The organism is Streptomyces sp. NBC_00510 (genome assembly GCA_036013505.1).
Lineage (GTDB): Bacteria > Actinomycetota > Actinomycetes > Streptomycetales > Streptomycetaceae > Actinacidiphila.
In genome coordinates, this window is record CP107851.1 from 9554580 (window position 1) to 9566939 (window position 12360).

Consider the following 12360-nt stretch of genomic DNA (forward strand, 5'->3'; position numbering starts at 1 on the left):
GCGGACCTCCAACTCGACGCCGGGGTGGGCGACTAGCGGCCCTCGGACCCCGCGGTGTCCAGCCACCGGGCGAGCACTGCCGCCTCGCTGTGGTCGACGTCCTTGGTGGCGGTGAGCAAGGTGACCTTGTCATGGGCGGCGAGGTCGCGCAGGTGCTCGACGGCCGGCCGGTGATCGGGGTCCTCCAGTTCGGCGATGTAGCGTTCGCGGAACTCGGGGAAGCGTTCCGTGTCGTGGTGGTACCAGTGACGGAGGTCGGCCGACGGTGCCACGTCGCGGAGCCACTCGTCGAGGTGCGCCCGCTCCTTGCTCACGCCCCGGGGCCACAGCCGGTCGACGAGGACGCGTTTGCCCTCCTGGGACGAGGCGTCCTCGTAGATCCTCCGGTAGCCGAACCGTCCGGCCATGGCCTCGTCACCTTCCCCGGTCGAGGTACCCCCCCGCGATCTTCACTCTATCGGCGGTGCGGCGCCGCGGCCCGTCCGGAAGGGCGGCGGCCACGGCCGGGCTCAGCCTGCCTGGTCCAGCTGCTGTTCCGACCAGATGATCTTCCCGAGTTCCGTCGGCCGGCTGCCCCAGCGGGAGGACAGCTGAGCCACCAGGAAGAGTCCGCGGCCGCCCTCGTCGAAGGTGCGCGCCCGGCGCAGGTGAGGGGCGGCGTTGCTCCCGTCGGTGACCTCGCAGATCAGGGAACGGTCCTTGATGAGCCGCAGGCGGATGGGGGCGCGTCCGTGCCGCAGGGCGTTGGTGACCAGCTCGCTGACGATGAGCTCGGTGGCGAACGCCCGGTCCTCCAGCCCCCAGGCGGCGAGTTTCGCGGTCGCCTCCTCGCGTACCGCCGCGACGGCGGAAGGATCGGCCGGTACGTCCCAGTGGGCGACGTCGGCCGCGCCCAGTGCGCGGGGGCGCGCGACCAGCAGCGCGGCGTCGTCGCTGCCGTCCCCGGGCAGCAGGGCGCCCATGATGTCGTCGCAGACCGCCGTGATCGAGGACGTGGCCGCGGCGAGGGACGTCTGCAGCCTGGCGATCCCCTCGTCGAGGTCCTGGTGCCGGGATTTGACCAGCCCGTCGGTGAACAGGACGAGCAGGCAGTCCTCGGGCAGGGTGACCTCGGCCGACTCGAACGGGAGCCCCCCGAGGCCCAGCGGAGGTCCCTCCGGGAGTTCCACCCGGCGGCTCGTGCCGTCCGGCAGCACCAGCAGCGGTTCCACGTGGGCGGCCCGGGCCATCCGGCACCGGCGCGAGACGGGGTCGTACACCGCGTAGAGGACCGACGCCCCGACCTCCGGATCGGGGGCGTTGGCCTCCGTCTCCTGGTCCAGCCGGTTCACGATGTCGTCGAGGCGGGTGAGCAGCTCCTCCGGCGGGAGGTCGATGTCGGCGAGGGTACGTACGACCGAGCGCAGGCGTCCCATCGTCGCGGCCGCACGCACCCCGTGCCCGACGACGTCGCCCATGACCAGGGCGACGCGTGCGCCGGACAGCGGGATCACGTCGAACCAGTCGCCGCCCACCCCCGCGGCGAGGTCGGCGGGCCGGTAGCCGTAGGCGGCGTCGACCGCGTTCTGGGCGGGTGGTTCCCTGGGCAGCAGGCTCTGCTGCAGCGTCAGGGCGGTACTGTGCTCGCGCTGGAAATTGCGGGCGTTGTCGACGGAGATGGCGGTCGTGGCGGCCAGTTCCTCGGCGAGCAGCAGGTCGTCGGAGTCGAACGCCGCCCCGCGGCGCAGGAACGTCACCACCCCCAGGGTGCCGCCCCGGGCCGTCAGCGGCACGCAGATGGCCCCTCCGCGCGCGTCCCGGTCGAAGCCGCCCTCCCGCCCGGCCCAGGCCGCGGCCTCGTGCGGCAGGTCGACCCGTACGGCTCTGCGCTCGGACAGGGCGCGACCGGGCAGGGACCGGCGGTCCACCACGTGCCAGGAGGGTGAGGCCGGGGGCAGCGCGCGGCCGCTCGCCGCCACGAGCCGGACCTCCACCGGGTCGCGCGAGGCGGCACCGCCGGCTCCGAGCGCCCGAGGCAGCAGATGCACCATGGCGACGTCGGCGAGGTCGGGCACCGCGAGCTCGGTGAGCTCCTGGGCCGTGCTTCCCACGTCGAGGGAGAGCCCGATGCTGCGGCGGGCGTCGTTGAGGAGGATCAGGCGCCGGCGGGCCCAGAATTCCGCGGAGTTGTCGCGTGCCATGGAGCACAGGCCCACCACGGTGCCGTCCTCGTCCCGGAGAGGGTCGATGTGGAGGGCCCATTCATGGGGCCGCTTCTCCCCGGGCACCTGCTCGTGGGTGACGACGTACTGTGTCGTTCCGGTGTCGCGGGCGCGGCGGAGCGCTTCCTCGACGGCGTAGTGCTGGCTGTCGGGGGTGAGGATCTCCGTGAGCCGGCGTCCCCGCATGCGGTCGACGTCGGCGTTGAACAGCCGGCAGGTGCGTTCGTTCGCCCACAGCAGGCGCAGTCCTGGTGACCACACGACGATGGCGGCGGACGACTGGGACCAAGCCCGCTCCACCATGCCGCCGCCGCCGCCGCCGCCGCCGCCGCTGTCGTCGTCCGCCGCCGGACCGGACGGCCCGCTGACGAACCAGACGGTGGACCTGCCGTCCGCGGACGCCGGCCGGATCAGCACGTCCACCTCCACGGGACGGCCCGCCTTGTCCCGGAGCACGGCCCGGTTCTCCCAGCGGCGGCCGGTCAGGCCGATCGCCAGGGCCTGGCGCGCGTCGTCGTCGGCGAGGTCCAGTGCGGGCCGGCCGATCACCTCGTCCCTGCGGTAGCCGAGGATGCTCTCGGCCCCCGCGCTCCATCCGTCGACGCGGCCCTCGGGGTCGACGGAGATGACCGCCCCTCGGTGCGCTTCCGGACTCCGGTGTGTGCCCCCCGATTCCGCTGCGTGCATATGGGGATCGTCTCGTCCATGGCCATGGGCGAGCAGGCTCGCCTCCTCAGAGGGAGAACCGCTGTGATGGGCGGCAGATTCCCCTGTGCTCGTGACGGGCCCGGGGCCGGGTCTGAGGTCAGGCCTGGCCCGCGGCGGTACGGGTGTCGCCGTGGGCCTCCTCGATGCGCCGGGCGGCCTCCTCGGCGGAGGCGCCGGTCAGCAGCATCACGATGGCCGTCTTGGCGTGGCCGCCCGCGGCGCTCAGGGCCTCGGCGGCGATGTCGGGGTCGGCGCCGGTGGCCTGCACGACCATGCGCCGGGCGCGGTCGACGAGCTTGTTGTTGGTGGCGCGCACGTCGACCATGAGGTTCCCGTAGACCTTGCCGAGGCGGACCATCGCGGCGGTGGAGAGCATGTTGCAGACCATCTTCTCCGCGGTGCCGCCCTTGAGCCGGGTGGAGCCGGTGAGGATCTCCGGGCCGGTGGGCACCTCGATCGGAACGTCGGCGTAGCGGCTGACGAGGGCGTCGCGGTTGCAGGCCACGGAGACGGTGACGGCGCCCCGCGTCGCGGCGTGCTTGAGGCCGCCGATGACGTACGGGGTGCGGCCGCTCGCGGCGAGGCCGACGACGGTGTCCCGGTCGCCGACGCCGATCTCGTCCAGGTCGGCGATCGCCCTGGCGGGCTCGTCCTCGGCACCCTCGACGGCGACGATGAACGCGCCGGGGCCGCCGGAGAGCAGGCCCACGACCTGCTCGGGCGCGGTGCCGAAGGTCGGCGGGCACTCGACGGCGTCGAGCAGGCCGATGCGGCCGCTGGTGCCGGCGCCGAGGTAGATCAGGCGGCCGCCGCGGCGCAGGGACTCGGTGATGGCCTCGACGGCGGTGCCGATCTCGGGGAGGGCCTCGCGGACGGCGAGGGCGACGGTCTGGTCCTCGGCGTTCATCACGGACAGGAGTTCGGAGACCGGCATCCGGTCCAGTTCGGCGGTCCGCTCGTTGCGGGTCTCGGTGCCGAGTGTGCTGAGGTCCACGGCGCGGTCGTCCTTTCGGTGGTGCTGGTGGTGCCGGGGTGTGGTGCGGGGCCGGCGGTCAGTCGTCCGCCGGGGTGCGGCGCTGGGGCTGCGGGCGCCTGCGGCGTTGCACGGCCCCGTAGGTCTTCTGCAGCGCCGCGGTCGTGGCGTCGTAGGAGCGCTGGGCGACGCCGACGAACAGGCAGTCGATCACAGCGAGTTGGGCGATCCGGCTGACGGTCGCGCCGGACCGGAAGGGGGTCTCGCGGGCGCAGGTGGCGAGCACCAGGTCGGCGCCGTCGGCGAGGGTGGAGCCCGGGACGTTGGTGAGGGCGATGGTGGTGGCGCCGCGTTCGGCGGCCGCCTGGAGGGGCTCGACGGTGTCCTCGGTCTCCCCGGAGTGGGAGATGGCCAGGGCCACGTCGCCGGGGCCGAGCAGGGCGGCGGCGGTCAGGGCCGCGTGGCGGTCGGTCCAGATGAACGCCATGTGGCCGATGCGGTGCAGCTTCTGGTGCAGGTCCTGGCCGACGAAGGCGCTGGCGCCGATGCCGAAGATGTCCACGCGCCGGGCGCCCGCGACGGCGTCGACGGCGCGGCCGAGCGCTTCGATGTCCAGTCCGGCCCCGGAGTCCTCCAGGGCGCGGACCTCGTTGTAGACGATCTTGTGGACGATCTGTTCGAGGGTGTCGGTGGCGCTGATGTCGGTGCCCGGGGTCGGGCGCTCGCCGCCGAGCGCGTGCTCGCGGGCTGCGGCCGCGGCCAGCGCCAGCCGCAGTTGCGGGTAGTTGCCCAGTTTCATCGTCCGGCAGAACCGCATGACCGTGGCGACCGAGGTGGTGGCCCGTTCGGCGAGGGCGCTGATGGACAGCTCCGCCGCCTGTGCCGGATCGGCCAGGACGGCCTCGGCCACCCGTCGCTCGGAGGGCGCCAGGCCGGGCAGGGCCGCGCGGATGCGCGCCAGGGTGTCGCCGCCGGTGGCGGACTCCTGGGCCGGCTGCGCGGAGGTGCGGGTCGGGTCCTGGGAGGCCATGGATGGGTTCCCTCCTGAGTGGGTGGCGTCAGCGTAACCACGCCCCGTCGATCGCGTCAAAAATTTACGTGATGCATTTCGTAAAGTTACTTATTGACATACGGACGTCTGCCTTCCGATACTCGCTGCACCGCGATCCGCGCCGGTCACCACCCACCGTGACCACCCGACGTGCCGGATCCCGTACGACACAAGGGCGTGCCGCATGACAGCAGCAGTGGCTGTGGACCTGGGGAAGACGGGCTGCCGTGCCGTGCTCACCGGCACGGACGGCACCGTCGGTCCCGTCCACGAGGTTCCGGGGGCCCCGGGACTCGCTGCAGAGGGCGGCGTCGAAGCGGCGCGCGCCGCCGTGCGCGCCGCCGTCCTGCCGCTGATCGAGGGGTACGCCCCGGGCCGGCTCGCCGCCGTCTGCGTCGGCGCCGCCGGAGCGGCCGCGGCCCCGGAGGCCGCCCGCACCCTGGCCGAACTGCTCCTCCAGGACCTGCCCGCGGACGAGGTCGCCGTCACCAGTGACGCCGTCACCGCCCACGCGGGCGCCCTGGGCGGCCGTACGGGCGTGGTGCTGGCCATCGGCACCGGCTCCGTCGCCATCGGCATCGGCGAGGACGGCTCGTACGCCCGCGTCGACGGCTGGGGGCCCTGGCTCGGCGACGAGGGCAGCGGCGCGTGGATCGGGGTGACCGGCCTGCGGGCTGCACTCCGCGCCCACGACGGACGCGGCCCGGACACCACGCTGCTGGCCGCCGCCACCCGGCGCTTCGGCGACCCCGACGCGCTGCCCGCGGCTCTCGCGGCCGGCGGCAACCCCGCCCGGACCGCGGCCTCCTTCGCCCCGGACGTGTCCCACGCCGCCGCATCGGGTGACGCCGTCGCCGGGGTGATCGTCCGGGACGCCGCCACCGCACTGGGCGAGGCCGTGCTCGCGGCCGCCGCCCGGATCACCGGGGAGGTCCTGCCCGTCACCGTCACCGGCGGGCTGACCGGCCTCGGCGAACCGCTCATGGCGCCGCTGCGCGCGATGCTCGAGGGCTCCGCGCCACCGCTGAGTCCGCGGCCCCCGCTCGGGGACCCGCTGGACGGCGCGCGCCTGCTGGCACGGGACGCCACCGTGCCGCATGAACCCCACGTCGTCCGAGTCCGCCGGACGACGTCACCCACTGTCCCCACCACGCCGGTGATCCCGCCGGCCGCTGCTTAGGAGCGAGCGTGCGCCAACTCGACCTCGTCGTGATCGTCGTCTATCTGATCGCCATCGCCTGGATCGGACTGCGACTGGCCGGACGGCAGAAAACGGCGAAGGACTACTTCGTCGGCGAAGGGCACATGCCCTGGTGGACCGTCTCCTTCTCCGTGGTGGCCACCGAGACCAGCGTGCTGACCGTCATCAGCGTGCCCGGCGGCGCCTACAGCGGTCAGGGCTTCGGCAACGTCGAACTCGCCCTCGGCTACGTCATCGGCCGCGTGGTCGTCGCCACCGTGCTGATCCCCCTGTACAAGCGCGGCGGGTTCGTCAGCGCCTACCAGTACCTGGGCAGCAGATTCGGGCTGAAGCTGCAAGGACTCGCCTCGGTGACCTTCGTCTTCACCCGCCTCCTCGCCGAGGGCGTCCGCCTGTTCGCCTCCGCGATCCCGATCAAGCTGCTGCTCGACGAGTTCGGCGTGCACGCCGGTTACCGCCTGATCATCATCGTCCTCACGGTGATCACCGTCGTCTACACCTACCTCGGCGGCATCAAGGCGGTCATCTGGACCGACGCCATCCAGATGGGCCTGTACCTGGGCGGTGCCATCCTCGCCATCGCCGTGCTCTCCGGCCACGTCGGCGGCAGCGGCTTCTCCGACGCCCTGCACTCGGGCCACTTCAAGCTGTTCGACACCAACTTCGACCTGGCGCACGTCCTCACCAGCCCGTTCGCCCTGCCGACCGCGATCATCGGTGGCGCCATCTTCGCGATGGCAAGCCACGGGTCCGACCAGCTGATCGTCCAGCGCGTCCTGGCCACCCGCTCGCTGCGCGACGGCCAGAAGGCCATGATCGCCTCCGGTGTCTTCGTCACCCTCCAGTTCGCCGCCTTCTCGCTCGTCGGCGCGCTGCTGTGGTCGTACAACAAGGGCAAGAGCTTCTCCGAGCTGGGTCTGCACAGCTCCGACAACCTCTACCCGAACTTCATCCTGCACGGGCTGCCCGTGGTGATCTCCGGCCTGCTCGTGGCCGGCATCCTCGGCGCGGCGATGGGCTCGCTGTCCTCGGCGCTGAACTCCATGTCCAACTCGACCGTCGCCGACATCATCCACAGCTTCTTCCGCAGCACCCCGTCGGAGGAGTCGCTGCTCAAGCTCGCGCGGGTGATGACGCTGGTGTGGGCCGTGCTGATGGCCATCTTCGCCTGTGCCTTCAGCACCAGCACCGGCAACGTCTACCTGACCGGTCTGACCATCGCGGGCTACACCTACGGGGCGCTGCTCGGCGCCTTCCTGCTCGGCCGGATCATCAGGCGCGCCAACGAGGTCGACGCGGTCGTCGCGTTCCTGGTCACGGTCGGCGTGATGACCTACATCGTGCGCTCGGTGAAGATCGACGTCACCGTGGCGGGCGCGACGGTGCCGACCGCCATCGCCGCCCAGTGGCTGGTGCCGATCGGCGTGCTGATCACCCTGGTCATCGGCGGTGTGATGAGCCTGTTCCACAAGGCCCCCGAGGTCCGCGAGGTGCGCGAGGTCGAGCTGACCGACGGCGGCCCCGGGTCCGGCTCCGGCTCCGGTCGTGTTGCGGCGGGCGCCGGCCTCGAGTGAGGCCCCCGGGGTGGGGGCCGCCGACGGGCGGCCCCCACCCCGGGCACCACACGACCGCCCCGGACACCACAGTTGGGAGAAGCCATGCGTGTGATCGGCCTGATGTCGGGCACCTCGTACGACGCCATCGAGGCGGCCGCCGCCGACCTCACCCTGGACGGCGAGACCCTGCTCATGCGGCCGCTCGGTCATCTGTCCGTGCCCTACGCCGACGACCTGCGGGACCTGATCAGCGCGACCCTGCCGCCAGCGACGACGACCACCCAGGCCGTGTGCGCGCTGGACACCGGCATCGGCCAGGCCTTCGCCGACGCCGCGGCACGCGCGCTCGACGAGCTGTGCGCGGGCGCCGCCGACCTCGTCGTGTCCCACGGCCAGACGATGCACCACTGGGTCGAGGACGGCACCGTCCGCGGCACCCTGCAACTGGGCCAGCCGGCCTGGATCGCCGAGGCCACCGGGCTGCCGGTGGTGTCCGACCTGCGCAGCAGGGACGTCGCCGCCGGCGGCCAGGGCGCCCCGCTGGTCGGGATGACCGACACCCTGCTGCTGCGCGGGCTCCCGGGAGTGCCCGCCGCGCTCAACCTCGGCGGCATCGCCAACATCACCGTCGTCGCCCCCGGCGCCGAGCCCCTGGCCTTCGACACCGGCCCCGCGAACGCGCTGCTGGACGCGGCCGTACGCCACTTCACCGGCGGCGCCGCCGCCTACGACGAGGACGGCCGCCGCGCCGCGGCCGGACGCACCGACCCCGATCTGCTCAAGGTCCTCCTCGACGACCCCTACTACCGCAGGCCCGCACCGAAGAGCACCGGCAAGGAACTCTTCCACCTGCCGTACCTGCAGCGGGCCCTGGCCGCCGTGCCCGCGCCCGGCACCGACGACGTCCTCGCCACCCTGACCAGGCTCACCGCCGTCACCGTCGCCGACGCCTGCCGGGCGCACGGGGTCACCAGCCTCGTCGTCTCCGGCGGAGGCGCCCGCAACCCGGTGCTGATGCGCATGATCGGCGAGGAATTGCCCGGCGTGACGTTGCGCCCCAGCGACGACCTGGGCCTGCCCTCCGACGCCAAGGAGGCCCTCGCCTTCGCCGTGCTCGGCTTCCTTACCGTCCACGGCCTGCCCGGCACCCTCACCTCGGGCACCGGCGCCCGCCGCGCCACGGTGCTGGGCAGCATCACCCCCGGCCTGGCCCCGTTGCGTCTGCCCGAACCCGCAGCACAGCCGCCCCGCCTGCTGCGGATCACCGACCCCGCCCACTGACCGTCCGCCGCCGCCGCGTCGTACCGTCGTACCCGAGGAACCATGAGCACCTCCGCCGCCACCCCCGCCACCACGTCCCGCACCGCCGACCCCGGCCCGGCCGCGTGGCTGACGGCGTGCGTGGCCGACCCCTCCCGGGTCTCCATCGACGTGCCCCGCAGGGTCGCGGCCGCCCACGACGCCTCGCCGTACCTCTTCACACCGCAGGCCGTGGTGCGCGCCGCCTCCACCGCCGAGGTCGGCGCGCTCATGGCCGGGGCGCGCAGGGCCGGGATACCGCTCACACTGCGCTCCGGTGGCACGAGCCTGGCGGGGCAGGCCGGCGGCGACGGCGTCCTGGTGGACGTCCGCACGCACTGGCGCTCCGCGGAGGTCCTCGACGAGGGCCTGCGCATCCGGCTGCAGCCGGGACTCACCGTGCGCCAGGCCAACGCGCGGCTCGCCCGGCACGGCCGCCGCCTCGGCCCCGACCCGGCCAGCGAGAGCGCCTGCACCATCGGCGGGCTCGTCGCCAACAACTCCAGCGGCATGAACTGCGGCACCCAGGACAACGCCTACCGCACCATGGAGTCGCTGCAGTTCGTGCTGCCGTCCGGCACCGTCGTCGACACCGCCGCCCCCGACGCGGACGCCGCACTGCGCGCCCACGAGCCCGGCCTCCACGCCGGGCTGCTGCGGCTGCGCGACCGGGTCCGCGGCTCGGCCGCCTCCCGCGCCACCATCGAGCGGCTGTTCGCGATGAAGAACACCATGGGGTACGGGCTCAACTCGTTCCTCGACCACACCGACCCCGCCGACGTCCTCGCCCACCTGATGATCGGCAGCGAGGGCACCCTCGGCTTCGTCGGCGAGGCCGTCTTCCGCACCGTCCCCCTGCTCCCGCACACCGCCACCGGCCTGCTGATCCTGCCGGGCCTCGCCGAGGCGACCGACGCCCTGCCCGCGCTGCTGGCCGCCGGCGCCCGCACCGCCGAACTCCTCGACGCCGCCTCCCTGCGCGTCGCACAGCAGGCCGCCGACCCCGTCGAGGAACTGCGCGGGCTGCGGGTGGAACGGCACGCCGCCCTACTGGTGGAGTTCGCCGAGGACAGCGCCGAAGCGCTCGACGCGACCGTGGCCGCCGCCCAGCCGGTCCTGGACCGGCTGCCCGCGGTCACCGGGTCCGCGCTCACCCGCGACGCGGCCGTGCGCGGCCGGCTCTGGCACCTGCGCAAGGGCCTGTACACGGCCGTCGCCGGGGCACGGCCGGCCGGGACGACCGCGCTCCTGGAGGACATCGCGGTGCCCATGGAACGGCTGACCGGCACCTGCGAAAGCCTGATCGGCCTGTTCGACCGGTACGGCTACCAGGACGCGGTCATCTTCGGCCACGCCCGCGACGGCAACCTGCACTTCATGCTCACCCAGGACTTCGACACCCGCGCCGAGACCGAGCGCTACGCCCGCTTCACCGACGCGATGGTCGACCTCGTCCTGGACGCCGGCGGCACCCTCAAGGCCGAGCACGGCACCGGCCGCGCCATGGCCCCCTTCGTCCACCGCCAGTACGGCGACGAGCTCTACGAGGTCATGCGCGAGCTGAAGCGGCTCTGCGACCCCCACGACGTCCTCAACCCCGGCGTCCTGCTGACCGACGACCCGGCCGCGCACCTGCGCGACCTGAAGAGCGTGCCCGCGGTCGACCCGGCCGTCGACGCGTGCGTGGAGTGCGGCTACTGCGAGCCGGTCTGCCCGACCGCCGACGTCACCACCACACCCCGGCAACGCATCGCCCTGCAGCGCGAGATCGCCCTGGCCACCGCCGCCGGCGACGAGGAGCGCCGCCGCGCCCTGGAGGCGGACTACGCCTACGCGGCCGTCGACAGCTGCGCGGCCGACAGCCTGTGCGTCACCGCCTGCCCCGTCACGATCGACACCGGCGCGGTCATGAAGCGCCTGCGCGCGCAGCGCCACAGCCCCACCGCCCAGCGCTTCGGCAACACCACCGCCCGGCACTGGGGGAGCGCCGTCACCGGTGTGCGCGCCGCCCTCAACACCGCCCACGTCCTGCCCACCCCGGTCACCCGCGCCGCCACCGGCGCGGTCCGCAAGCTCGGGGCGACGGAGCTGGTGCCCACCTGGTCCGGCGACATCCCGCGCGGCGGCCCGGCCCGCCCGGCCCCCAGGCACCCCGAAGGGGCGCGGGCGGTGTTCTTCGCCGCCTGCATCGGCAGCGTCTTCGCCCCCGAAGGGGACTCCGGCGGCGCGGCCGCCGCCTTCCTGCGGCTGTGCGAACGCGCCGGCGTCCAGGTCACGGTGCCGGACGGCCTGACCGGCCTGTGCTGCGGCACACCGTGGCAGTCCAAGGGCTACACCGACGGGCACCGCACCATGGCCGGCCGGACCCTTGAGGCACTGTGGGAGGCCAGCGACGGCGGGCGGCTGCCGGTCGTGTGCGACGCATCCTCCTGCACCCATGGTCTCGAGCAACTCGCCGAGACCCTCCCGGAGTCCGACCGCGCCCGGTTCTCGGCCCTGCGCTTCGTCGACAGCGTCGCCTTCACCGCCGAGCACCTGCTCCCCGCCCTGCCCGCCCCGCGCCGCATGGGCACCATGGCCCTGCACCCCACCTGCTCCACCGTCCACCTGGGCATCGACGCCGCCCTGCGCCAGGTCGCGGCCGCGGTCAGCGACAAGGTCACCGTCCCCGACAACTGGGGCTGCTGCGCCTTCGCCGGGGACCGCGGACTGCTCCACCCCGAGGTCACGGAGTCCGCGACGGCCGCCCAGGCGGCGGAGATCACCGCCGGGACGTACGACGCCTACGCCTCCTGCAACCGCACCTGCGAGATGGGCATGACCCGCGCCACCGGCCGCCCCTACCGGCACGTCCTGGAACTGCTGGACGAGGCGACCGCCTGACGGGCGGGCCCAGTGCCCGCCCAGCCCCGGCAGGCACGACCCGTCCGCGGTGCGCCCGACCACCTCCGCGTGGAGCGTGCGTGCGGCCTTCCGACGCCAACCGGGTTTCCCGCAAGCTCAAATGAGGCTCAAGCGGGAGGGACAAGCCACCGTTCCGCGGATACGATGCAGGTCACGTGGCTGTCGACACACGGGGGAGAGCTGCTGTGGTCGAACTCGGGATTCTCCTGCTCCTGCTCGCGTCCTTCGTGACGTACCTGGTCGTCAAACTCCTGCGCCGCAGCAACCGCCGCACGGAGAACGTGGACGGCCTGCTCATCGAGCAGGCCCGCCGCGAGCAGGCCCACGCCGACCGCTGGACGTACAACTCGGCGTCCGTGCACAACGCTCCGCTCACCCACTCATCGGACCCGTTCCACCCCTGACCCGAGCGGGTGCCACCCGGTAACGCGTGTTCCGCTGTGCGGGGCGGCCGGGGCGGCTACGGT

At 73.5% G+C, this 12360-nt stretch carries 9 protein-coding genes; 5 read left to right on the forward strand and 4 right to left on the reverse strand.

Translation table 11 applies throughout. The annotated features are described in order from the left end of the window. Positions 1-32 precede the first annotated feature (32 nt). From OG937_43650 to OG937_43665, 4 genes are all read right to left on the reverse strand, one after another. Entirely contained in the window at positions 33-407 is a 375-nt protein-coding gene (locus OG937_43650) for a DUF488 family protein (GenBank protein ID WUD78128.1), read from the reverse strand. 102 nt (positions 408-509) lie between these two features. Then, the gene (locus OG937_43655) at positions 510-2888 is read right to left on the reverse strand and encodes a SpoIIE family protein phosphatase (GenBank protein ID WUD78129.1); all 2379 of its coding nucleotides are present in this window, start codon (positions 2886-2888) and stop codon (positions 510-512) included. A gap of 118 nt (positions 2889-3006) precedes the next feature. Next, entirely contained in the window at positions 3007-3903 is an 897-nt protein-coding gene (murQ, locus tag OG937_43660) for an N-acetylmuramic acid 6-phosphate etherase (protein ID WUD78130.1), read from the reverse strand. Between the two features lie 58 nt (positions 3904-3961). Then, entirely contained in the window at positions 3962-4912 is a 951-nt protein-coding gene (locus tag OG937_43665) for a MurR/RpiR family transcriptional regulator (protein WUD78131.1), read from the reverse strand. 205 nt (positions 4913-5117) lie between these two features. Here OG937_43665 and OG937_43670 point away from each other — a divergent pair, with 205 nt between their 5' ends. The 5 genes from OG937_43670 (at position 5118) to OG937_43690 (ending at position 12297) form a co-directional block, all read left to right on the forward strand. Then, positions 5118-6113, forward strand: coding sequence for an ATPase (locus OG937_43670; protein ID WUD78132.1), 996 nt, complete (start codon positions 5118-5120; stop codon positions 6111-6113). A gap of 8 nt (positions 6114-6121) precedes the next feature. Continuing rightward, positions 6122-7708 carry a sodium:solute symporter gene (locus tag OG937_43675; GenBank protein WUD78133.1) on the forward strand — a complete coding sequence of 529 codons (1587 nt, stop codon included), beginning with the start codon at positions 6122-6124 and terminating at the stop codon, positions 7706-7708. Positions 7709-7792: 84 nt separating this feature from the next. Further along, positions 7793-8971 (forward strand): anhydro-N-acetylmuramic acid kinase, encoded by a 1179-nt coding sequence (locus OG937_43680; GenBank protein WUD78134.1) that lies wholly within the window; start codon positions 7793-7795, stop codon positions 8969-8971. A 42-nt stretch (positions 8972-9013) separates the two neighbouring features. Further along, complete coding sequence (locus tag OG937_43685) at positions 9014-11872, forward strand: FAD-binding oxidoreductase (GenBank protein WUD78135.1); 2859 nt, start codon at positions 9014-9016, stop codon at positions 11870-11872. Positions 11873-12048: 176 nt separating this feature from the next. Next, a complete protein-coding gene (locus tag OG937_43690) occupies positions 12049-12297 on the forward strand; it encodes a hypothetical protein (protein ID WUD78136.1) in 249 nt (82 codons plus the stop codon). Positions 12298-12360: the final 63 nt, after the last annotated feature.